This is a genomic window from Microbacterium sp. NPDC056234, assembly GCF_042267585.1.
Classification (GTDB): Bacteria; Actinomycetota; Actinomycetes; order Actinomycetales; family Microbacteriaceae; genus Microbacterium.
Map to the genome: position 1 here is coordinate 273,833 of NZ_JBHJTE010000003.1, position 23,347 is coordinate 297,179.

Here is a 23,347-nt window from a genome sequence, read left to right on the forward strand (position 1 = left end):
ACGCGTACTTGCGCGGTTGCGATCCCCGTCGAGAGAGACTCATATGAGTACCATCGTCCAGAACCCTGTACTGCGCGGCTTCATGCCCGATGCATCGATCGCGTTGGTCAACGGCTCCTTCCTCGTCGCGCACAGCTCGTTCGAGTGGGTCCCAATGATCCCGCTCCACAGATCGACCAATCTCGTAGATTGGGAGTATGCGGGGTCCATCCCCACCGCGTTCGTCGACCTCCTCGGAGTGCCGAACTCGTGCGGGGTCTGGGCGCCGTCACTGAGCTATGACGGCGATTCGGTCTGGATCGTCTTCAGCGTTCTACTCACGAATGACGGTGGTGAGAAGGACATCCGAACGTGGGTTTCACGCTCAGCTGATGAAGGCAGGACGTGGGATCTCCCCACTCGCGTACCTTCGACGGGATTCGATCCGGCACTGTTTCACGAAGACGGCCGAACTTGGTTGCTAAACATGCGCTGGGATAGTCGACCGCAGAAGCCGTCATTCGGAGGGATCACCGTTCAAGAGCTGGATCGCTCGTCACTCCTTCCGCTGAGCGAGCCAACAACTGTGCTCGACACCGGAAAGTTGATCGAGGGGCCGGGACTTCAGCGACGTGACGGGTGGCTGTGGTTGTCAGTCGCGGAAGGCGGAACGGGTTGGGAGCACGGCATCACGACGTTCAGGTCAAAAGACATCCTCGGTCCTTACGAACAGGATCCTCGCGGCAGCTTCCTCACCACGCGCACAGCGCCGGAGCACTGGGCCCAGAAGGCAGGACACGGCGAGATACTTACCCTGCCCGACGGCGAGTTCGTGCTGCATCACCTCGGCAGCCGTGTGCTACGGAGAGGATATGAACGTTACGGGATTCCGGGACGCGAAATGTTCTTGGAGAACATCGTTCTGGATGAAGAGGGGTGGCCGCGGCTCCTTTCCGGCACCACCCTGCCGGCCCGCGATTTCAACCTTCCGAAGGCGTTGCCGGCCAGCGTTCCGATCGCCGAAGACGATGGGCTCCGCGGAGAAACCCCTGGATGGCCGTGGAGCACGCTTCGGCAGCCGGCAGATCGTAAGTGGGCGGATCTTTTGGTACGCCCAGGGTGGCTGCGTCTACGCGGACGCGACTCCCTGCATTCCCATTACACGCAGAGCATGGTCGCACGACGCATCCGAGAATTCCCAACGACCCTGACCGTGCGGCTCGACGCGGCGCCGTCGGCCGCCACCCAGTACGGTGGCCTGGTGGTCTGGTACGACACCACGACCTATGTGGCCCTGCTGTTGACGGCGGATGACTCTGGCTCTCCCCGCCTGGTCGTGCGCTCGCGAGACGACGGTGGCATGCCCGCCGATCTCGATCTCATAGCCCTTATGGACGCGCCGCGGCTTCAACTGCGCGCTCGCATCGATGAGGTCGCAGTGCGCTTCGATTGGCGCAGCGACAACGACCCGTGGCGACAGATCGGCACGCCAGTCGATGTGACCCGATTCTCCGATGATTACCGAGGGCGTCTGCGGTTCACCGGACCGATGGTCGGCATGACCGCGGTCGACACCGTCGCAGCGTCGTGGACGGCCGATTTCGGTGAGATCGAATTTATCGACTGACAGTGGCGGATCAGAGGAGACGGCCGAGGTCTTCTGCTCGCACCTCGCCCACGAGGGGATTCCCAGCAGCGAGGCGTTCAACATTCTCTGCGACAGCAGCGCCCAGACGCCGAAGCTCATTGCCGGCGGATCCGGACAGATGCGGCGTCAGAAACACATTCGAACGCTCGTAGAACGGATGACCGATATCGAGCACCTCCGGCGTGGTGACGTCCAGGATGGCGTTGATCCGGCCCGACTGGATCTGTTCGAGGAGCGCCTCCTGGTCAACGAGATCGCCACGAGCTGTGTTGATGAGAGTGGCACCATCAGGCATCGCTGCCAGCACGCTGCGCCCGATCATCCCTTGAGTCGCGGCGGTCACAGGAGCGTGGAGAGTCAGAATCCTGCTCGAGGCCGCGAGTTCATGAATGTCGTCCACCAGCGCTGCGCCGAGATCTTCCGCCCGCTCGGCTGAGCAGAAGGGGTCATACAGGCTGGGCTGGAGGTCGGTGCCCTTCAGGAAATCCAGTACCTTCGTGCCGACGCGCGACGCTCCGACCACCCCGACCCGCGCACCGTAGCCACCGATATCGGCATACTCGACCTCGCGATCGATATGGCGCTGTTCCCGCGCATAGCGACGCGACACCCACAAGACCTCCTTCGCTGCGAGGAGGATCATGCCGAAGGTGTACTCAGCGACCGGAGTCGCGTTCGCCGCCGCGGCCGATGCGATGCGGAGGCCGCGCCGCCAGGCATTCGACGAGATCCATCCCACACCACCGCCGGCATGCACGATGGCCCGCAGGTTGGGCATCCTGTCCAGTTCAGGGTCCCCGACTGGTGCTACGCCCCATCCGGTGATGAGAACTTCGACCTCAGCGAGCAGGGCAGGCGAGCAATGCGCGATGGAACCCTGCACGTCCGTGAATTCGATGTCCAGGTTGCGACGAATGGAAGCCGCTGCCTCGTCGTCGAAGAGCAACGGCGGCAGATGGCCGTCCATTGCAGCGACACCAAGCATGTTAGGTCCGCTCACGCGATGACTGCGCCGTCAAATCGGCGAGCTCGCTAAGTGCCCACTCGTCACGCCAGAGGAGGCGCGCTTCGCCTTCCCCTAGTTCGATCGGCAGGACGACTGCCGGCGACGACTTCAAGTCGTCCTTGATCCATCGATCGCCAACATAGACGAACCGGGTGTCGTCACCGATCTCGACGGGCACCACGACGCTTACCTGTGATTGGAAAGTGGCCGAACCAGGAGGGGCGATATCCGACCAGGCGGACCACGGACCCGCGAGCGATGGGGACGTCGACACTTTGTTGTCGTTCATGGCCCAGCCTGTGAGATCGGACCCGAAGAGGTAGTACAGACCGTCGTACTTGATCACCGTCGGCGATTCGTAGCCGTGCGAGCGGTCGTCCTTCAGCGTGGTCGCCACCACCGACTCGACCGACAGATAGTCGGCGGCAAGACGGTAGATGTGCAACCCATTGTCTCGGTCCTCCGACAGGAGATATCCGACGCCATCCTCTTGGAACACGCCGATGTCGCGACTGAGATTTCCGAGCGGACGCTCACTGCCAACATAGCGAAACGGTCCTTCGGGCGCGTCAGCCGTTGCGTAGCCGACTCGGGCGAACGAATAGTCGTCACTGTCGACATGGAGGATCATGACGAAATGACCGTCCGGGTGCTGCAGGACCTTCGGCCGTTCGACGATGCGATCGGGCCCGATGTCGCCTTCGTGAGCAGCGGTCAGAGCTTCCCCCTCGTGCCGCCAGGTGGCAAGGTCGCCCGACGAGTAACAGCTCACCGCAGTGAATGTCGAGCCCGCAGCCTTGTTCTCGCCCCATGCATAGAAGCGATCGCCGAGGCGTTGAATACCCACCCCGTGAAGCTGGGCGACGTTGCCGTCGGTGTCGACGAAAGTAGCGCCGGGTTTGATGATATCTGCCATTACTTGACTGCTCCGAGGGTGACGCCCGTTCGCCAGTATCGAGACATGGCGACCATGAAGATGACGAGCGGGATGGTGGAAAGAAGGGCTCCGGTGATGGTGAGTGACGTGAGATCCACCGTCTGGTCGGCGCGGGTCTGGAGCCATGAGTACAGGCCGAGGCTCAGCGTCCATTGCTCTTGACCGCGCAGCATCGTCAGCGGGAGGAAGAAGCCGTTCCAACTGCCTACGAACGAAAGGAGGAAGATCGTGGCTCCGCCCGTGAGCATCAGTCGCATCACGATTGACACGAAGATGCGGAACTCGCCGGCGCCGTCCAGTCGGGCGGCCTCGAGGAGCTCTTCTGGAACAGCGCCATCGACGTAGACCTTGGCGAGGTAGACGTTGAAAGCACTGATGAAACCAGGCAGTAGTACCGCCCATGGCGTGTTCAGCAGGCCGAGATTGGCGAAGAGAACGTACAGCGGGACGGTCAACAGGGCTCCCGGGATCAGGAAAGAGCCGATGACGATAGCCATGCCGAGCTTCTGCCCGCGGAACACGAATCGCGACAGACCGTAACCGGCAGCGATGGAGATCACTGTGGTAACCGCGGCCGTCACCGTCGCGTAGAAGATGGAATTCCACATCCACCGAAGGAAGATGCCGCCCTTGTAACTGGCTATCTGTTCCAGGTTCTCCCAGAGCGTGAACTCCGAGAACCACAGGCCGTTGGAGTTGTAGAGGTCGGCACCGCTCTTCGTCGATGACACGATGAGCCACCAAACCGGCGCGATCGAGTAGAACGCGATCGCTGCCAGGGCGATGAGCACAAGCAGCTGTGACCAGCGCGACCGCTTGAATCCGACGGGGGCGTCTTCGTCCTGTAGCCGCTGACGCCGGCGGAGGTCACGTCGTGACTCCTGGACGACTTCCTGCACCACCCGGGCGGGGATTGCCTCGCTCGTGGGAGTTCCCATGACGGTCATGACTCCACCGGCCTGTTCGTGAATTTGTAGAAGATGAAGGAAGCGATTCCGACGACGACTGCCAGGATGACCGAGAGTGCGGCCGCGTAGAACGGGTCGTTGGCGACGAAGGCCTGGTTGTAGATCATCTGGACCGGCACCCAATCAGCAGAGACCGTTTGCGGCGAGACCGTGCGGAACAGCTGCGGCTCGTTGAACATCTGAAGCGAGCCGATGATCGACAGCATCGTGGTCAGCACGATGATGCCGCGAAGATGCGGGACCTTGATTGACCACGCGATACGAAACTCCGATGCTCCATCAACCCGAGCCGCGTCGAAAATGTCTCGCGGGATGGCGCGGAGCGATCCGTACATCAAGAGCATGTTGAATCCGATACCACCCCATACGATGATGTTCCCCATCGACGGCCACACTGACCCGGGCGCAAAGAAGTTGATGTTCAGGCCAAACTGCTCGAAAAAGGGCGTCAACGGCCCGACCTTCGGACTGTAGAGATAGATCCAGATGAGGGTGGCAACGATGCCTGGAACCATATAGGGGATCAGAAACCCCGTGCGGAAGAACTTGGCCGTACGTCCCGTGACAGCGTCGAGAAGCAACGCCATCGACAGCGAAATGACCAGGCTGAGTGGGATGATGACCGCGCCGAACAAAGCGACGCGGAGCATCCCCACCCAGAACACCTCGGATGTGAGGCCGCGCAGGTAGTTATCGAACCCCGCGAAGACGAGCTCACCCTTTCCGAGGCCGAGCCCTGATTGCTTCTCCTGGAAGACGCTCTGGCCCAGCGCGATCACAATCGGGATGATCGTCACCAACGCGAAACCTGCGAAGAATGGAAGCGTGAAGGCAGCTCCTTTGAGCGCCTGGCGGCGTCGCCAGTTGGGCTGGCGACGCAAGGGGCCCCGCTGAGGGCGGGTGGCTTCCGCCACCCGCCCTGCGTTGGGGGCCGTGAGTGTCTCGCTGGACATGGTGAAATCCTGTCGTTGAACGAACGGCCTGGAAGGCTCAGCCTTCCTTTACGGCGATCCCCTGTGCCTTCAGATCGTCGACCACGTAGGCCTGCATGTGGGTGACGAGCTCCCGCAGCGTGATCTCCTTGTTGATCGCCTTCGCCCACTGGGAGACCAATTCGTCGAAGTATGTCGCCGAGGGGCTGTCGATCCACTGAACTCGTGCTGCTTCAGCCGCGCGCTCGATGACCGCGGGTGTCTCATTCACGGTGTCGCCCAGCAGCGTCGGGGGAAGGATGCCCTCCACGTAATCGCTGGCGTCGAGGATCACCGGATAGTTTCCGGCACCCTCGGTCGGGCTTGCAGCGATCGCGACGGTGCTGGGGTCACTGGCGAGAAACACCCCTGCATCGACAGCCGCGTCAACGTCCTCGCAGCCCTCAGGAACGCTGTATCCAGAGAAGCCACCGGTAGTCACGAACTCATCGGCGTCCGCAAACTGCGGAAGATCGATCGTCTCCCATGAGCCCAGAGAAGTACTCAGGCGGTCCTGCCAGGCAGCGAGGTTCCACGTGGTCAGCGGGATGGTGACCATCTTTCCCGCGTCGAACGTCTGCGACATCGCAGGAATGTCGGCGAAGGTTTCGTGGGTGACCAGATCGTTGTCGATGAACTGCTGGAGGATGTCGGCAGCAGCCTGAGTCTCAGGACTGTCGACGTCGACTACCCACTCATCCCCGTCGATGGCGAACCACGTCGCGCCAGCCTGGTTGCTGAAGTTGATGAGCGTGCTCGGGTCTTCGCCTGCAAAGTTGAGGACGGCGATGCCCTTGTCCTTGAGTACCTTGCCTGCCTCGATGAGGTCTTCCCACGTCTTCGGCGCTTCGACCCCGTTCGCGTCGAAGACCGCGCGGTTGATCATCGCGAACGCAGGTCCGCCGGTGAACGGGACGCCCAACACCTCGCCGTTCGCAGACTGACTGACGACCGCCGAGTCCAGGAAAAGATCCTCGTTCCCCTTGAACTGCTCGGTGATCGGCTGAATGAGGCCCTTCGACAGCAGACTCACGGGACTGCCAGGTGCCTGAACCAAACAGGGGACGTCAGTGCCGGCGGTAACGGCGTTGGAAAGCGCCGTCGCAAGATCGGCGTTGCTGGGATACTGCGTGTACTTAAGCTGGATCGTGTCGTTCGCGTCATTGAACGCGTCGACCATCAGGTCCTGCCCCTGGTTCCAGCCCCAGAACTCGATGACGGTCGGGTCGTCCGCGGTTCCGCCACTGTCTGTGTTGTCGCCTCCTGCAGAGCAGGCGGCCAGGCCAGCGACGGCCATAACGGCGACGCCTCCCGCCATCCAGCGCTTCTTTGCACTCATCTTCTTGCTCCTTCTTGGTGTTTTTCAGGGTGCCATGCCGGGCCTCGACCCAGCCTGGACATCGATATCCACGTCGACATGGAAAGTTTGCGCCCAACTGGCCGTGCGGTACACGCGCGCACTCAGTCCGCGCGGCGGAGTGAGAATCACCTTGTCTCCGACTCGCTCTTGACCCCACGCGACCGCGGTAGCGGTGAGCGGGAACACCTGTTCCAACTCACCGATCCCCGCTGGAAGCGCGATGGTGTCGGCTCGTCGAGACCACACAGCGATGAGCGACTCGTCGCCGGTGTCCAGTCCCAGGACGATCGCATCGGCGGTCCATGCCGGCAAGCCGAGCGGCCAGAATGGAACAGCCGTCGCGATCCGATGACGCCATGTCTTGTGGACACGAACGGCCTCGTCGACCAGGAGGCGTTGGGATGTGCGCAGCGCGTGCAGGAATCCCGAGAGGTACAGGCGCCCCACCACTCCGGCGGCAAGAGAGAACGCAGTCTCTTCCTCATCCATGTCCGCCGAGGGATAGGCCCAATTGCCGCACTGTTCTGGAATGATGGATGCGGGCGCAGAGGCCGCAATCGGCGGATAAAGAGCGAAGTCCTGCTGATCGCTGGTCGACTGGATGTGTGTCACGGACAGCAATGAAGCATCCATCCGCATCGCACCCGAGCTGCAGTTCTCGATGAGGATACTCGGGTAGCGGCGCTTCACGTCCTGGAGCCACGCGCGGAACGCGCGCGTGTGGCCCAATAATCCGTCGCCGGCCGTTTCTGCATCCTTCTCCGTACCAGGTCCAGGATTGATGTTGTAGTCAAACTTGAAGTAGCTGACCCCGTACTCGGCGATGAGGTGATCGATCGTATCGTTGACATGATCCAGCGCTGCGGGGCTGCGGAAATCAAGATGAAACCGTTCGTGCTCGCGGACGCGGGCACCGAACCGCTGAAAGAACGCGTCTTCGGGCAGAGTGCGCGCCGCCGAACTGGCGACCCCGATCACCTCCGGCTCGACCCAGATGCCACTGCGCATGCCACGCGCATGGATGTGGTCGATAACCGCACGAAGGCCGTTGGTGAAACGGCTCGGCGCTTCTCGCCACTCCCCCACGGTGTGCCACCAATCGCCGATCGCTGGATCGGCGAACCAGCCCGCGTCGATGCAGAAGTACTCGACCCCCGCAGCAGCAGCTGCATCAATGAGCGGAAGGAGCTTCTCCGTGGTGGGCTGTCCCATCAGGGTGTTCATGAAGTCGTTATAGACAACAGGGAGTGCTCGATCCGCAGGTGTGGTCTCCCAGTGCGCGCGACGGTACCGGGTGAGCTCGGCGACCACGCCATCGCGGCCGGCGTCCGAAACCGCGAAGGCCACCGGGACGCACACGAAGCTCTCTCCGGCGGCGAGGCGATGCGCGAACTGGTGTTCCAGGTCGGTGGGACCCAGAAGACTCAGGACACCGCCGGAGAGCGACTGAGTGATCTCCCAATGCCAGCCCGCGCTCGTCTCGATCTGCCAGCCGATCGCGTGTCCATCGGTACGGGTGAGGACACCGGTCGGCAGAACCTCGCCGGTGGACCAGGCACCATGACTCGTCCGGGTAAGGCGTCCGCGACCGTCCTGGCCATGGAAGGAGAGGTCAAGGTAAGGAAGTTCGTGGCGAAGCGGGGACTCATCCCAGCGACCCTCACCGAGCCACTCACCCCGGCCGGACAGCAGTGTGACGTTGTCGAGGTCTCTCTCGGACTCTCCGAAGGCGAGCCCGAGAGAGACGACCGCCGTGAGCACCGCGGCGGAGCGTCCAGTGTTGGTGACGGTTGAGGTCAACCGCCATGCACGGGAGTCATGGCGTCGAGAAATCCCGGTCGATGTCTCGAGACCCGACACCTCGTCCCGCTGGACGATGAGCAACGTCGAACAATCCGCGTTGGAGCGGACCTCATGCGAGACGTATCGGAGACGCTCGCCCACCGCAGATCGATAGTAGCCCTGGCTCGTGCGGGCACGCTGTTCCGTCGCGGAGAAGACTTCAATGAGGGGCGCCCCGCCGGCGCCGACGAAGCTGACATCGTCAGCACCCAGTATCGCTACCGGGCGATCGTGCGCGACACGCACAGTCAGCCCCAGCTCCACGATGGTGTCGGTGCCTGTGAGAACGGCGATGTCAGAAATGCTGGGACCCCTTTGTCGACAATGCTGCTCCGAAACTCGGAGTGGATAGCGTTATCCAATCACGCTTCAGAGCTTTCGTCAACCCGTCGCGTTCACTACGTCCCAGGAATCCGACGGGCTGGAGTTTCAGCTGTCTTTCACGACGAGCGAACGACCATGGACGACGGGCCGCGCCTCGAGCTGGATCGTCCGCGGATCAACCTCGCGCACCGGCTCAGATTCGAAGACGAGCGACAGCGCCGCCTCGCCGAACTCCTCGAGCGGCACCTCGACCGTGCTGAAGTCAGGCAGGACGTCACCGAGCATGGGAACGTGGTCGAATCCGCTCACCTCTGGTGCTATAGCCGGATCGACGCCGTCGTCTCGCAATGCAGCTATGACGCCGACAGCCATGGCATCACTCATCGCGGCGATGACATCGATCGAGCCAGGATCAGTCGCGAGCTCTTCAAGGGCCGCGTAGCCGCCGTTCCTCGAGAATTCAACGTGTACGACTTGGACATCCGACGTATCGAGGCCTCGCTTCTCGAGTCCGTCCAGGAATCCGCGTACGCGATCCTCAGACGTCACTTGTTCCGCCGGCCCCGCGACGATGGCGAAACGTCGATGGCCAGCGTCGAACAGGCCGGTGGCAAGCTGCTCAGCCGCTTGTTGATTGTTGATGACCACACTCGGGTAAGGGAGGACGCTGTCGCCGATGATCACGATTTGCGCCCCCTGATCCTGTAGCACGCGGAGGTTCTCATCCATGTCGCGCTCACGGACCGCATCGACGGTGCGACTAGTTGCAAAGACGATCCCGCGGTGACGTTCACCCCGAAGTTCCTTCAGGAGTTCGTCCTCCCGCCGCGCGTCGTCATGCGTCGTGCGCACGGCCACTGATACGCCGCGAGTTTCGGCAGCGTGCATCACTCCTGCGATCATGGTCGCGCTGCCAAAGTCGTCCATGTCGCTGACGACGAGCGCGATGGTTCGCGCTCGTCCCCCCTTAACCGCTTGCGCGGCGGGATTGACCGAGTAGCCCAGCTCGCGTGCCGCGACTCGCACACGCTCTCGTAGCTCCTGGTTTCCGCTCGAATCCCCTCGCACGCCTCCGTTGAGCGCTCGCGAAGCGGTGGGGATCGACACGCCCGCCAGTCGAGCGACGTCAGTCAGCGTCGCCGGCTTAGCCTGACCGCGCTTGCTCATGCGAATGTCCCCATCGAACGCTCCCGTCGTTGCCGCGCACCACCTGGATACCGTTGTCCAGCGTATCGCGCGTCCGGCTACAGTACAGGAATGACGATCATCACCGTCCTTTCAGGGGCGGGCCCCTACGGCGATCCGTGGCATCCCTTCGATGAGACGAGCGCTGAGATCGCCGATGTCCTCGCCCCGCTTGGTCAAGTGTTGATCCGCCGTGACGTCGACCACGCGTTGCTGGAACTCGAGGCGCCACGTCGACCAGATCTGCTCGTCGTCAACATCGGCAACCCACGCACCGACTCACCCCCACTGAGGGCGCGGCGTGCGTTGGATCGTGCAGTCCGGGATGGGATGCCCCTCCTGGGCGTGCACTCGTCCGCTACGACGTTCTCAGCGTGGGAAGGATGGTCTGGGCTACTCGGCGGGTTGTGGGTGCGCGGCAAGACATTTCATCCGGAAGCCTCCGAGTGCAAGATCCACCTGACAGAGGAGGGCCGCAACCTGATGCAAACGGCTTCTGATTTCGACACATTCGACGAACGCTATACGGCACTGTCGCTGAGACCAGAGTCAACGCCGCTCGCGTTCCACTCACACGACGGTCAATTACACCCACTCGCATGGTTATACGAGGTCGGCTCCATCCGAGCCGTTTACGATGGGCTCGGCCACGATGCTGAGGCGTATCGACTCCCCGGTCCGCGTGCGTTCCTGCACGGATGCGCCTCATTCCTGCTGGGCGTCGACCCCAGCGGGACGGCACTCGCCCGACCCTTGTGACTATCGAGGCGGCGCTGCATCGAGCCGTTCCACGCGAAGGCCGTAGCAGCGGACCGCGGTCTCACCCAGAATTTGGCGGCGTTCAGCAACTGTCAGCGGGTCAAGCGCCATGGACAAGTTCCCCCACGTCGACTCATACCCTCCGAACAGCAGAGAGATCGGCCAGTCTCCTCCGAACATCATCCGAGATGCCCCGAATGCCTCGACCGCTGTCTTCACGACCTCCACGAGTTGCTTCTCCGAACCAACCGGTGGATAGAGGCCGGACACCTTCGCGAACACCTGTTCGATCGCACCTATCTCAAGTAGCGCTCCTCGCCACCGCGCGATGTCGGCAGTCGATCCGCCGATAGGCGGTTTGCCGAGATGATCCAGCACGATGCGCAGATCGGGATGGCGATCGGCGATCACCGGAACGTGTCTGAGCGTCGCCGGTGACGAGGTGACGAAATCGAAGGGTATTCCGCGAGCCTCCAGAATCGAGAGTCCCGTGTCCGCTTCAACACCGACAATCCAGTCCGGGTCTAGGCGGTTGTGGATGAGCGAACGGACGCCGACGAAACGTTCGTCGACCTGGTATTGATCGAGGAGATCTGCCGTGCGCCGTGCATCATCAAGCGGGACCCAGCCGACGACACCGACAACCTGGCGGTGGGCATCGGCAACACGGAACATGTTTGCAGTGTCTTCCGGGTTGTCAGCCGACTGCACGAGAACGACCCCGTCAACGTGCGCAGCTGCCAGTTCCCACTCCGCCTCAACGAGGTCGATGCTGCGATTCAGCAGCGGCGTGGCTTCGTCAAGCCAGTCGTATGTTGCACGGTCGAGGTCCCATACATGGACGTGCGAATCAATGACCGTCATGGATCTCCTCAAAACGGATCTGAATGACTAGGAAGCAGAGATCAGGCCGCTGTGCTCGAGGTGCTCCCACAGAGCTCCGGGGATGTCTCGGTTGAATCTCTCGATGGTGGTTCTTACTTGCTCAGCAGTGCGAGCTCCCACCACGACCGAATGGATCGCCGGGCTTCGTAGCGCGAACTGCAGAGCGAGATCAGGCAAATGGGCTCCGAACAGCTCAGCCAGATCAGCGATGTCATTAGCCCTGACGAGGATGTCCTTTGGCACCGGCCCGTAGTCGTAGTGCGCGTTGGGTGCCGGCCTTGCGCGACTCAAGAGTCCCGAGTTGTACACCGCCGCCGCAACAACCGCAATGTCCCGCTCCTGGGCGAGGGGTAGCAGTTTGTCTGCGGCAGAATCATCCAAGAGCGTGTAGCGACCGGCGACCATGACCACATCCACGTCGCATCTGCGGACAAACTCGGCAAGCATTTCTGACTGATTCATCCCGGCGCCGATGCGTCGCACGATACCTTGGTCGCGAAGCTCGACGAGTGCGTCGATCCCGGTAGTGGATGCTGCGTGCCAATGGTCATCGGGATCGTGCAGGTAGACGATGTCGAGGTAGTCGAGATTGAGCCGCGCAAGGCTCGCATCGACTGAGCGACGGATGCCGTCGCGCGAGAAGTCCCATACGCGTTTGACGTCCGCGGGGACGTCGAAGTCCCGGTCGCGTTCCGTCGCTGTTTCTGGGCTCGGAACCAGCAAGCGTCCAACTTTGGTGGACACAACATACTGATCACGCGGGAACGCGCGAAGGAGCGTCCCGAGACGTCTCTCCGACAGCCCCAAGCCGTAGTGCGGCGCTGTGTCGAAGTATCGGATCCCTCCGTTCCATGCCTCCGCGATCGCGCCTGCAGCTTCATCATCGGTGGTGGCCCGGTATAGGTTTCCCAGTTGCGCCGTGCCGAGGCCGAGTCGGGGAAGCGGGTTCCTCGCGGTGCTCAACGACACATCAACTCCTTCGTTCGGTCCATGGCAGAATCGTAACTCATATTATGAATTTTGGGGGGCCTCACCTAGACTCTCCAACCGTGCGCAGTCATCGCGTCGATGCGGGGATGAGCGCGTTAGGCCTGAGAACTTGGGAGCACACATGCTTGCTGCGGTATACGCCGGTTCATCGACGATTGACATCATCACGAGGAATGCCGAGCCACCCGCGCCCGGCGAGGTCACGGTGCGCGTCGCCTACACCGGCCTTTGTGGCACGGACCTGCACATCTTGCACGGCAACATGGATAGTCGGGTCAAGCTACCGCTTGTCTTCGGTCACGAGATGAGCGGAACCATCGAGGCAATCGGATCCGGAGTCGATGGTTGGGCCATCGGGGATCACATCACTGTCATGCCGCTGGACTGGGACGGAACGTGTCCCGCATGCCGCGCGGGCAACGAACACATCTGCCAGAACCTGAACTTCATCGGCATCGACTCTCCTGGCGCGTTGCAGGGAGCGTGGAACGTTCCCGCGCGCGCCTTGGTCCGACTTCCTGCTTCGTTGCGCCTGGATCACGCTGCGCTTGTCGAGCCGGTCGCGGTCGCGGTTCATGATGTTCGGCGTTCTGAACTGCAAGCCGGCCAGAAGGCCGTCGTGATTGGTGGCGGGCCGATCGGCGTTCTGATCGCCACGGTGGCGCGCGAGTTCGGAGCTGACGTCATCGTCATCGAGCTGGACGCCCGCCGCCGCCAGCAGATCGAGTCCCTCGGGTTCACGACGATAGACCCACGCGAGCAGGATCAGGTCACGTGGGTGGACAACTGGACCGGTGGCGCGGGCGCGGATGTCGTTTTCGAGGTATCGGGCGCTGCAGCTGCGGTCCTCGGTGCTACAGACCTGGCGAAAGTGCGCGGTACGGTCGTCATCGTCGCCATCCACCCCGAGCCTCGGGAGGTGAACCTGCAGAGGGTCTTCTGGCGGGAGCTTCGACTGCTGGGAGCGAGGGTCTATCAGCGGGCCGACTTTGAGAAGGCGGTCGAGCTATTGACTGACGGGGCGATCCCTGCCGAGACTCTGATCACCCAGATCGTCCCGCTGTCGGAAACGCGGGAGGCCTTCGATGCCCTTGAGGGCGGACGTGCCATGAAGATCCTCGTGGACGTGGCGGGGCAGGCATGAACGCAAGCTTCTCGTCCGAGTTCGATCTCACCGGACAGACGGCGGTCGTCACCGGAGCGCGTCGCGGCATCGGGCTCGCGATGGCAGAGGCGCTAGCCCGCGCCGGTGCCGACATCATCGGCGTGAGCGCTCAACTTGAACCGGAAGGCAGCGAGGTTGAGGAACTCGTGACCTCTCACGGCCGTGTGTTCACCGGTCTCCGCACCGATTTCGCGAGCACGCTCGAGGTGGCCGAGCTTGGTGAGACCCTGGCGGAGGCGCGGGTCGACATTCTGGTCAACAACGCCGGGACAATCGAGCGGGAGCCAGCGGCGGAGCATTCGATGGCGCTGTGGGACCGTGTTGTCAAGGTCAACCTTTCCAGCCAGTTCCAGCTCACGCAGCACGTCGGGAAATCGATGTTGGAGCGCGGAGCCGGCAAGATCATCTTCACCGCGAGTCTGCTGAGCTTCCAAGGCGGCATCAATGTTCCGGGCTACACGGCGGCCAAGTCCGGCATTGCGGGATTGACAAAGGCGCTCGCCAACGAGTGGGCGGGGCGAGGGATCAACGTGAACGCGATCGCACCCGGGTACATCGCGACCGACAACACGCAGGCACTGCGGGCAGACGAAGACCGCTCGCAGGCTATCCTCGACCGCATCCCTGCCGGCAGGTGGGGGCGACCAAGTGACATCGCAGGAGCAACCGTCTTTCTCGCGTCCCGTGCGAGCGACTACGTGTCCGGCGTAGTGCTGCCCGTCGATGGTGGATGGCTGGGACGATGAGCACCGCTCGTGTGCTCCCGTTCCCCGCGGAGTCGAGGGTCGTTCCCGTCGTCGTCATCGACGATCACCGGGCCGCAGCGCCCCTAGCCCGCGCGTTATCTTCGGGTGGTATTGCAACAGCCGAGATCACGCTCCGCACTCCTCATGCGTTGGATGCCATAACCGCGGTGGCCAACGTCGGCGGCTTCCTCGTCGGCGCCGGCACAGTCTTGACCGCGCTCGACGTCGACCGCGCGGTTGACGCCGGAGCTGCGTACGTTGTGAGTCCAGGGCTGGCGGGCGACGTCGTCACGAGAGCGCTGGAACGGAGGATACCCGTCATCCCCGGCGTTGCTACTGCTACGGAGGTCCAGCACGCCGTCGCGCTGGGGCTACGACAGCTCAAGCTCTTTCCAGCGGAGAACGTTGGCGGCGCCGATCTCGTTAATGCCCTCGGCGGCCCGTTCCCCGAAGTGAGCTTTCTGCCGAGCGGAGGAGTTACGGCATCGAACGCTAACGAGTACCTCCAGCTGTCCAATGTCTTCGCGGTGAGCGGGAGTTGGATGGTCCCTCGCGAACTGCTGCGCGAACGCGACTTCACCGCGATCGAGCGACTCAGCGCGGCAACGACTCAGGCGCTACTACGATGACCAGACGAGTTCTCACCATTGGGGAGGGCCTGGGCGTACTGCGCACAGCGGGCACAGGGAGCCTCGAGCACGAGCACCAACTTCTGATAAGCACCGGCGGTGCCGAAGCCAATGTCGCGATCGGGCTCAGCCGCCTGGGGGTGCCCGTGACCTGGCTGGGCCGCGTCGGCTGCGATGCACTCGGGCGCAAGGTGAGTCGCGAGCTTCGCGCTGAGGGTGTGACTGTGCACGCTATTCAAGACATGTCAGCGTCCACCGGCGCCATCATCAAGGAGACACCCCGTGCCGGGCGAACTCGCGTGAGCTACCTGCGCACGGACAGCGCAGGCAGTCGACTCTCACCATCCGACATCTTTCCCGCGCTCTTCGACGAAATCGGCCTCCTACATCTGACGGGGATCACTGCAGCGCTCTCGTCCTCCTCCCTCGCCTCACTCGAACGGGCTATGGACCTCGCTTATGAACGAGGCATCCCGATTACATTCGATGTGAATCATCGATCGAAGCTCTGGCCGGCAAGTGACGCCGCACCGATCTACCGCGACATCGCCTCTCGCGCCCGTGTGGTGTTCGCGGGAGCTGATGAAGCAGCACTCCTCATCGGAACGACTGACTCGCTCGAGCACGCCGCCAGCGCGGTCCACGCGATCGGAGCCGAGACGGTCGTCATCAAGCACGGCGACCGCGGTGCACTCGTCCTTGACGGCGGGCAGTTCTGGCGCGGCGATGCGCACCTGGTAGACGTGGTCGACACCGTGGGTGCGGGCGACGCCTTTGTGGCCGGTTATCTGAGCGGCTGGATCGACTCGCTGGGACCCCAGGAGTGCGTGGCCCGCGCGAATGCCTGCGGTGCGATGGCGTGCCTACACCCCGGAGATTGGGAGGGTGCGGCTCGTCTCGACGAGCTCGCCACGTGGCTCGCTGACCGGCACGCTAACGATCCTGTCGATCGTTAGCCGGGAGACAGCGGCCTCAACCGCGCTCGACACTCCAAGATCGACGCAGAATGTCGTCGAGTCCTCTCTCATCCAGAGCTACGCCGAGCCCGGCTGACTCCGGAACATCGAAGGCACCATCGGACAAGGTGAACGGCTCTGCCAGATATCCGGCGCCGACGCGGTACCGCCCAGCACGGTCCAGAGTCCCATTGACTTCGTTGTGCTCCTGCACAAGGAACGACGGCGCATAGGCGTCGAACTGCAGCGTCGCCGTAAGCGCGATCGGACTCAGCGGACAATGCGGAGCGATCGACGCGCCGAACGTGGATGAAATCGCTTCGATGCGTTGCAGCTCGGTGAGCCCGCCGGCATGCGCCAGATCGGGCTGAATTACATCGAGATGTGCAGCGGTCAGTGCTGCCAGGAATGCCCACCGCCCGACCCAACGCTCGCCGGCGGCTATCGGCACGGTTGACGCGTTCGTGATGCGGTTGAGCGAGGAAACATTCTCCTGGGCTACCGGCTCCTCAACGAACAGAGGACGATAGGCGGCGACTCCAGCGGCGATCTGCGCGGAGATGACGGCGGGCGGATCATGGACGTCCAAGGCGAGATCGACGTCGCTCCCGACGGTCTCGCGAGCCCAGGCGAATCGCTCGATGATCCTGTCGACCTCCCGAGTGGTTGATGTCACGCTGTGAGGCGGCTTGACGTGAACTTTGAGTGCCGTGAACCCGAGCTCCGCGCTCGCCTCTATCCCCCTCGACCACCCGTCTCGATCGTCTCGTGCGGCAGTTGACACCTCGCCGTACGCTTGGCCCGGAGTCGGGAACGCGGGTAGCCATGGCCCGGCGGCGCGGTACATTCTCACGCTCTTGCGCATGTGCCCTCCGAGAAGACTGGCGATAGACATGCCGTGAGCTTTGCCCGCCAGGTCCCAGAGGCCCATGTCGATCCCGCTGATTGCCGACATCGTGACAGGTCCGCCGCGGTAGCCCATCCCACTGTCGTACATCCGTTGCCACAGGCGCGCCCGATCCAACGGGTCTTGTCCGACGACTATGGACTCGAGGCGACGCACTTCTGAGATGACGGCCTCTGGCTGTCCTTCGAGGTAAGGCTCGCCAAGCCCCACCAACTCGGTATCGGTGAGGATTCGCAGCCATACCCAACTGGGTGGGACTCGAAGGATTTCGAAGCCTGTGACCTTCACAGTGCGGCTCTCAAAGAGTGAGGTAGAGGCCGGCGCGCGCAGGACGAATGTGCGGGCCGGCCTCCAGCGCGAAACCCATCGGGGAGCCCTCAGGCGCTCCATGCGCGAGCGAGGATTCATCCACGCTGATTCCAAGCCCCGGCGCATCTCCGAGCACGATACCGCCGTCGGTGATCACGTGGTCGACGGCAATACCAGCCGGCACGCCGAGGTCCTGCACCTCGCAAGCAAGATGATTGGGCATGGCTGCGGCCGCGTGCGCGGCAGGGTTGGCGTAGTAGCCGACCGGGCTGATCGGGAGATCGTGCGCATATGCGAGATTGGCGACGCGGAGAAAGTGCGTGATGCCGAAGACGGATCCTGCTTGGACAACGTCCACGGCCCTCGCACGGATCAACGATGTGTACTGTTCGAGACCGACGAGGTTCTCACCAGTGGCGACCGCAGCATTCACAGCTCCCGAGACCGTCGCGAGTCCGTCCGCGTCCCAACGCCTTACCGGCTCTTCAATCCATGCCAACGGCACAGCTGCCTCGACACGTCGAACATACTGGACCGCCTGCTTTCGCTGCCATATCTCGTTCGCGTCGAGCATCATCGAAACTCGCTCGCCGCCCGCGCCAAGAACATCTCGAACAGCTACCAGCCGTTCGATATCTCGAGTGACGCTGAGGCCGCCCTTGAGCTTTCCGGCAGTAAACCCGCGCTGTGAGAACTTCTCGTAGTGTGCGATGAGCTTCTCGTCGTCGAGCCCGATGTCGAGACCTGATGCATAGCCTGGTACGAATCGGTCTTCGGCGCCAAGCAATCGCCAAAGCGGCAGATCGAGCGCCTTCGCTTTGATATCCCAGAGCGCAGTGTCGATGACGCCGATGGTTCCGAATGCAGCAGCATGGCCGTCCTTGAATACGCGGGCAAGCATCCGGTCGTAGTTTGCGTTCGTAGCGAACGGGTCGTGCCCTTCGACGCCAGGGAACACGCGGTCGATCTCGTCGTGCGGCCCCAACCCGATCCCGTCGATGCCGACGTCCGTGTGGATCACCAGGATCGGGACACGGGTTCTCCCGCTTGCGACGACGCCGTTTGCATCACCGATCGGCCTACCCCAATCGTGCTCGGTCGACAGAGTCGTGAAGCCCGTGACCTTCATTGCATTCCGATCGTCATCGTTGGATGATACACAAATTCATAATACATGTTATATCTTGCGAAGGTCGCGAATCGATGAGCTCAAGCCAGCTGCATGCTCAGGCTGATGCGCGAGGACGGCGACGGCGCTGCCAGGCAATGTCGACGTGCGACTTCATCAGCTCTCGCGCCCGCTCCGGATCTCTAGCAGCGATGGCCTCGAGGATCGCTTCGTGCTCATCCAGCGTCGCGACCACCACTGTGTCATCGACATCGCCGTGGAACCGGTCACTTGTAAGCGCTTCCCCGACAAGCCGCCGGGCGATTGCTCGCCCGAGCCGATTTCCGGACGCGTCGATGATCGCTTGGTGAAAGGCGAGGTCGGCGTCACGGAACTTCTGTCGCTTCTTGACCGCAGCGTGCTGGGCGTCAAGTCGCGCTCGCAATTCCTCAACGACGACCGTCGATGCAGAAGCTGCCACCGCGGCAGCCATCTCGCTCTCCAGCGAAGCGCGAATCAGCGCCACCTCGTCGAGGATGCCGAGCGAGTCATCGTGTGCAACCATCGCAGCGAGCACAACAGGATCCAGCAGATTCCACTGGGAGCGTTCGGTGACGATCGTGCCGCGACCTTGCTGAGCTGACAGCAGCCCCTTCTCAGCGAGGCGCTGAAGTGACTCCCGCACAACGGTCCTACTGACGCCGAATTCCTCGCATATGACGCTCTCAGGCGGGAGGGCCTGTCCCGGCTCGATCTCTCCTGTCACGATGGAGTCCGCGATGTCCCGAATGACCGGCTCGCTCAGCTTTCCCGCTACGCGGCGCGGCTGACGTACCATCACCAACTCTGACTCGCCTCCGAGAGAACATCGCGCATGGCCCTCAAGTTATCACGCAGCACATCTGTCACAGCGTGTCCCCTCGTTCGTCGTCGTACCGGAAGTCTTCGACGCCGAGCACACTGGCGGCGCCGGGTTCAAGGGTGATAAGGCGCGTCTTGGCGTCGTACTCGACGAGGACGTCGTGTGCATCGGTGTGCCGCGTCTGGAGAACGGCACGCTCCAGTCGTCCCGCGACCCATGTGAGATCGACCTTGACCCCTGGTCTGACAACGAGGCCAATTGCCTCTCCGTCCGGGAGGCTGCTCGGAAGCGCCGGCAGCAGTTCAATGCGATCGCTGTGGCTCTGCAGGAGGGCTTCCGCGAACGCGCCGACGAAACCGAGGCTCGCATCCATCTGGAACCAGGGATACGCACTGAACGGACTCGTCGAGAAGCCCTGCGGCTCATTCATCCGGTCGGGGTCGGGGAAGGCCCGCGCGAGAAGCGCACGTACGCGCTCCGCTTCCTTGAGCCGCGCCCTTAGCGCAATTCGCCAGACGAGCGGCCAGCCCGCGAATTCATCTCCGCCACGAAGATCGAGAGATCGCGAGGCAGCGGCCAGCTCCTCCTCCGACAGACGCCGCGCGCCAGGGAAAAGGCCGTAGTGAAGGGAGACGTGCGGCTGCCACGGATCCGGCTCTGCCATACCGTCGCGCCACTCAAGGGTCGCTCCGTCTGCCCTGACTCCGGGCTTCGGAATCAATGGCAGCACACGGAGCGCTTCGATGACGAGAGGGTCATCCTCGTTGCCTGTTTGCTCGGCGAGTTCCACGAGACTTGTCAGCGACTCGAGCAGAAGCTCGAGGTCCATCGTGGCCGAGCGAGCGACCGCTGCTTCGGCTCCATCAGCACCCTTGACGACATAGTTGACCTCTGGGGAAGTCGACAGCATCGTCCCATGTTCACCCGGCTCGATCTCCTCCGACCAATCCAACGCAAACGTCACGGCGCCGTGCACGAGTGGCCAGGCTCGCCGCGCAGCCTCCTCGCCAGCCCCGTGTCTGACGTGCTCCATCAGATGACGAATGAGCCACAGTCCGGCCATCGGCCAGAAGGCCCACTTCGGGCTGTGCGTTCCCATTCCGACCGGAGAAGCGAACGCCCACGGATCTGTGTTGTGATGTGCCGTCCATCCCCCCGCGCCGTACAGCCGTTCCGCAACTTCCGCTCCATTGATGGAGAGCGCGGTGATGAGATCGAAAAGAGGTTCATGGAGTTCGGGGAGGTCAGCGACCTCGGCTCCCCAATAGTTCATCTGGACATTGATGTTGGTCGTGAAGTTGCTGCTCCACCACGGTTGCGCCTCGTCGCTCCAAAGACCTTGCAGATTCGATGGAAGCGTCCCCGGTCGCGAAGATGCGATGAGGAGATAGCGGCCATAGTGCCAGAGGAGAGCTGCAAGCGCTGGGTCCGCACGAACCGCGTCCCCCTCGCCTTCCCGGAAGGCTGCCTCGACTCGCCGCTGTGTATCTCCTACGGCGAGCTCGGCGTCGTGGGTAAAGCTCATCGTGGCGCGCTCGTAGAGCCCTGCGTGGTCGATACGGTGATCCGCCCGCAATCGTTCGACGCCCTTCGCTTTGGCGGTGGCGACGGTGGCGACCGTGGTCGCGATGACCTCCGCGAACGGCGCGTCCGGCTCCAATCCCATGCTTGTGAAGGTTGTGCCCTCGCCAAGGATGACGTCGAGCTCGGTCGCGTCGACGACCAGCAATGAGTCCGCATCCGCACTCGCGACCCCATCGTGACGGATGGCCAGCACGACGATTCCCCTTACGGATGCCTCCGGGGAGTCGTCCCAACGCTGCGGCGGATCGATGGGGTCGTGCTTCGGGACGGAGTCGACTGGCATCGTGACCGCAAGGCGGATCCCGGTCGCATCCACGTCAATCGAGTCGACCCGCATCCGGGAGTCAAGTGAGATCCGGAAGCTTTGCGGACTACTGGTTCGGGTCTCGACGACGGCAACTTCGTCGGGGTGGCTGACGAACGCGGAACGTCGGAGCTCTCCACCATCAATCTGCGCGACGAGCGTGTGCTCCGCGGTACGAAGATCGAGCGTGCGAGTAGCCAGATGTGATTCACTGCGGGAAATCGTCTCGATAGTGAGAGTGGCGAAAGGCATGAAGGACTGGGTGTAGCGCTCCTGAAGTCGGCGAACAGCGTCGTCTGCGCCTACTGGATCACTGACGACGGCGCCCCGCGCATCGGCAATCGCCGCAGCTGCCTGCTCGCGAGAGACTCGACCCTGCGCGAATTCGCTCGCCGGACTACCCGACCACGCAGTGTCATGGTTGAGGATGAATCGGTCGCTCGCTGAGTCGCCGATACACATCATCCCGATGCGTCCGTTGCCGAGCGGGAGTCCGTCGATCCATCGGGGAGCGGGCCCGGCGAACCGAAATGCGTGTTGGGGGTCAATGCCGACCATCGTGTCGTTCATGAAGCTACTTTCGCAAGAAGGTGGTCCGGACCGGAGCCGCACCGCACGACTCCGGCCCGGCGTGCATCAGAGATCCTGAGCAGCCTTGAGGGCGGCCTCGAAGGCTTCGGTCGGATCCGTGCCGGACAGGATCGCGTCGTTGATCGCCTCCTGGAACACGGCCGACTGCGTCTCCGACAACGGGCTGCGGGGTGCGACCGGCGACTGCTCCGCGATCTGCCCGAAGATTTCAGCGGTGACCTGGCCGCCGAAGAAGTCCTCTGGCTGAGTGAGCTCGGACATCGAGTACGAGGCGATGGTAGAAGGGAACAGCCCGTTCGTCTCGTAGCCGGCTGCCTGGTTCTCAGCGTTCGTCAGCCAGATCGCAATCTCGGTCGCCAACTCGGGGTTCTTCGTCGCTTTGAACACGGACAGATTGGATCCGAAGTTTGAGGAGAACCCGGCAGGCGCCTGGGCCACACGCCAGTTGCCCGCACTTGGCTCGCCCGCCGCGATGAGCTGCGCGTTCACGTAGGCCGGCCCGATGTAGCCGACGAGCGTATCCTGGGCGACCGCTGCCGCCCACTCCTGGGTATAGGCACCGAAGCCGAGGCACAGATCTTCCTGCCCGATCGTCAGGGCACGTTCGAAGGATTCCTGGTTGATGGGGTTCTCGAGATCGGGCTCCGGGTTCTGGACGTCGTCAGTGCTCAGCGCGTAACCCTCGCTCAGCATCGAATGAAGATAGATGGATGTCGCGACATCGCAGACGTATCCTCCCTGCTCCTCACGGACGGTTTTGGCGATCTCTTCGTAGCCCTCCCACGTGCTGAGCGCCGCCGTGACATCGTCCGGCTCGCTGGGCAGCCCGAGGGACTCGAAAATGTCCGCCCGATAGACGAACCCGTTCGGACCGATGTCGATGGGGATACCGACCTGACGGCCGTCGGACTGCTGCCCCTGGACCTTCCACTCGACGTACTCATCGGCGACGTCCTCGAAGCCGTACTCGTTGACGTCGAGGAACTTGTCGAACACGGAAGCGTATAGCGGCAGAGTGGCGACGGCCATGTCTGGGATGCCCGAGTTCGAACGCAGCGCCGCCTGCAGCTTCGTATCGACATCAGGCGTCTGAATGAGCGTGATGTCAGCGTCCGGGAACTGCGCCTTGACCCCTTCCACCGAGGCGTCGGGCAGAGATCCAGGACGGTACCAAATGATGATCGAGTCTTCACTGCTCCCTCCGGACGAACACCCAGCGAGGGACGCGCCGAGCGCGATGGCGGCGACTGTCGCCGCAAGCCTCAAGTGCTTCTTGTTCATGCTGTGTTCCTTTCAGTTCGCGACACACCACCGTGTCGACGATCGATGCCC

At 62.8% G+C, this 23,347-nt stretch carries 20 protein-coding genes; 6 read left to right on the forward strand and 14 right to left on the reverse strand.

The genetic code is table 11. The annotated features are described in order from the left end of the window. Positions 1-43 precede the first annotated feature (43 nt). A complete protein-coding gene (locus ACFCYE_RS10735; RefSeq protein WP_376178588.1) occupies positions 44-1,606 on the forward strand; it encodes a family 43 glycosylhydrolase in 1,563 nt (520 codons plus the stop codon). Positions 1,607-1,616: 10 nt separating this feature from the next. Here ACFCYE_RS10735 and ACFCYE_RS10740 read toward each other — a convergent pair whose 3' ends face one another. The 7 genes from ACFCYE_RS10740 to ACFCYE_RS10770 form a co-directional block, all read right to left on the reverse strand. Further along, positions 1,617-2,612 carry a hydroxyacid dehydrogenase gene (locus tag ACFCYE_RS10740; RefSeq protein ID WP_376178589.1) on the reverse strand — a complete coding sequence of 332 codons (996 nt, stop codon included), beginning with the start codon at positions 2,610-2,612 and terminating at the stop codon, positions 1,617-1,619. A 1-nt stretch (position 2,613) separates the two neighbouring features. Beyond that, on the reverse strand, positions 2,614-3,549 hold the full coding sequence (locus tag ACFCYE_RS10745; protein WP_376178591.1) for a family 43 glycosylhydrolase: 936 nt from the start codon (positions 3,547-3,549) through the stop codon (positions 2,614-2,616). Next, the gene (locus ACFCYE_RS10750) at positions 3,549-4,517 is read right to left on the reverse strand and encodes a carbohydrate ABC transporter permease (protein ID WP_376178592.1); all 969 of its coding nucleotides are present in this window, start codon (positions 4,515-4,517) and stop codon (positions 3,549-3,551) included. The genes ACFCYE_RS10745 and ACFCYE_RS10750 overlap by 1 nt, the downstream gene beginning before the upstream one ends. Then, positions 4,514-5,491, reverse strand: coding sequence for a carbohydrate ABC transporter permease (locus ACFCYE_RS10755; RefSeq protein ID WP_376178594.1), 978 nt, complete (start codon positions 5,489-5,491; stop codon positions 4,514-4,516). The genes ACFCYE_RS10750 and ACFCYE_RS10755 overlap by 4 nt, the downstream gene beginning before the upstream one ends. Positions 5,492-5,528: 37 nt before the next feature. Beyond that, positions 5,529-6,848 carry an ABC transporter substrate-binding protein gene (locus ACFCYE_RS10760; RefSeq protein WP_376178595.1) on the reverse strand — a complete coding sequence of 440 codons (1,320 nt, stop codon included), beginning with the start codon at positions 6,846-6,848 and terminating at the stop codon, positions 5,529-5,531. A 24-nt stretch (positions 6,849-6,872) separates the two neighbouring features. Beyond that, positions 6,873-8,975 (reverse strand): alpha-galactosidase, encoded by a 2,103-nt coding sequence (locus tag ACFCYE_RS10765; RefSeq protein WP_376178597.1) that lies wholly within the window; start codon positions 8,973-8,975, stop codon positions 6,873-6,875. A gap of 165 nt (positions 8,976-9,140) precedes the next feature. Continuing rightward, positions 9,141-10,202, reverse strand: coding sequence for a LacI family DNA-binding transcriptional regulator (locus ACFCYE_RS10770; protein ID WP_376178599.1), 1,062 nt, complete (start codon positions 10,200-10,202; stop codon positions 9,141-9,143). Positions 10,203-10,292: 90 nt separating this feature from the next. Here ACFCYE_RS10770 and ACFCYE_RS10775 point away from each other — a divergent pair, with 90 nt between their 5' ends. Further along, the gene (locus ACFCYE_RS10775; RefSeq protein WP_376178600.1) at positions 10,293-10,979 is read left to right on the forward strand and encodes a ThuA domain-containing protein; all 687 of its coding nucleotides are present in this window, start codon (positions 10,293-10,295) and stop codon (positions 10,977-10,979) included. Here ACFCYE_RS10775 and ACFCYE_RS10780 read toward each other — a convergent pair whose 3' ends face one another. Both ACFCYE_RS10780 and ACFCYE_RS10785 read right to left on the reverse strand, forming a co-directional pair. Further along, a complete protein-coding gene (locus ACFCYE_RS10780) occupies positions 10,980-11,843 on the reverse strand; it encodes an amidohydrolase family protein (protein ID WP_376178601.1) in 864 nt (287 codons plus the stop codon). 27 nt (positions 11,844-11,870) lie between these two features. After that, positions 11,871-12,827: an aldo/keto reductase gene (locus ACFCYE_RS10785; protein ID WP_376178997.1), complete on the reverse strand. Its 957-nt coding sequence runs from the start codon at positions 12,825-12,827 to the stop codon at positions 11,871-11,873. Positions 12,828-12,975: 148 nt separating this feature from the next. Here ACFCYE_RS10785 and ACFCYE_RS10790 point away from each other — a divergent pair, with 148 nt between their 5' ends. From ACFCYE_RS10790 to ACFCYE_RS10805, 4 genes are read left to right on the forward strand one after another with little or no spacing between them, the layout of a single operon-like run. Beyond that, positions 12,976-13,998: a zinc-binding dehydrogenase gene (locus tag ACFCYE_RS10790; RefSeq protein WP_376178602.1), complete on the forward strand. Its 1,023-nt coding sequence runs from the start codon at positions 12,976-12,978 to the stop codon at positions 13,996-13,998. Then, on the forward strand, positions 13,995-14,765 hold the full coding sequence (locus ACFCYE_RS10795; RefSeq protein ID WP_376178604.1) for an SDR family oxidoreductase: 771 nt from the start codon (positions 13,995-13,997) through the stop codon (positions 14,763-14,765). The genes ACFCYE_RS10790 and ACFCYE_RS10795 overlap by 4 nt, the downstream gene beginning before the upstream one ends. Next, positions 14,750-15,394 (forward strand): bifunctional 4-hydroxy-2-oxoglutarate aldolase/2-dehydro-3-deoxy-phosphogluconate aldolase, encoded by a 645-nt coding sequence (gene eda, locus ACFCYE_RS10800; protein WP_376178605.1) that lies wholly within the window; start codon positions 14,750-14,752, stop codon positions 15,392-15,394. Before ACFCYE_RS10795 ends, eda begins: the two co-directional genes overlap by 16 nt. Continuing rightward, a complete protein-coding gene (locus ACFCYE_RS10805; RefSeq protein ID WP_376178607.1) occupies positions 15,391-16,350 on the forward strand; it encodes a sugar kinase in 960 nt (319 codons plus the stop codon). Before eda ends, ACFCYE_RS10805 begins: the two co-directional genes overlap by 4 nt. A gap of 16 nt (positions 16,351-16,366) precedes the next feature. Here the strand turns inward: ACFCYE_RS10805 and ACFCYE_RS10810 are convergent, their stop codons facing one another. The 5 genes from ACFCYE_RS10810 to ACFCYE_RS10830 form a co-directional block, all read right to left on the reverse strand. After that, positions 16,367-17,545 (reverse strand): enolase C-terminal domain-like protein, encoded by a 1,179-nt coding sequence (locus tag ACFCYE_RS10810; RefSeq protein WP_376178608.1) that lies wholly within the window; start codon positions 17,543-17,545, stop codon positions 16,367-16,369. 10 nt (positions 17,546-17,555) lie between these two features. Then, complete coding sequence (locus ACFCYE_RS10815) at positions 17,556-18,695, reverse strand: mandelate racemase/muconate lactonizing enzyme family protein (RefSeq protein ID WP_376178610.1); 1,140 nt, start codon at positions 18,693-18,695, stop codon at positions 17,556-17,558. Between the two features lie 97 nt (positions 18,696-18,792). Then, the gene (locus tag ACFCYE_RS10820; RefSeq protein ID WP_376178611.1) at positions 18,793-19,512 is read right to left on the reverse strand and encodes a FadR/GntR family transcriptional regulator; all 720 of its coding nucleotides are present in this window, start codon (positions 19,510-19,512) and stop codon (positions 18,793-18,795) included. 67 nt (positions 19,513-19,579) lie between these two features. Continuing rightward, the gene (locus ACFCYE_RS10825; protein WP_376178613.1) at positions 19,580-21,994 is read right to left on the reverse strand and encodes a glycoside hydrolase N-terminal domain-containing protein; all 2,415 of its coding nucleotides are present in this window, start codon (positions 21,992-21,994) and stop codon (positions 19,580-19,582) included. A gap of 66 nt (positions 21,995-22,060) precedes the next feature. Continuing rightward, complete coding sequence (locus tag ACFCYE_RS10830; RefSeq protein ID WP_376178614.1) at positions 22,061-23,296, reverse strand: extracellular solute-binding protein; 1,236 nt, start codon at positions 23,294-23,296, stop codon at positions 22,061-22,063. Between the last annotated feature and the right edge of the window lie 51 nt (positions 23,297-23,347).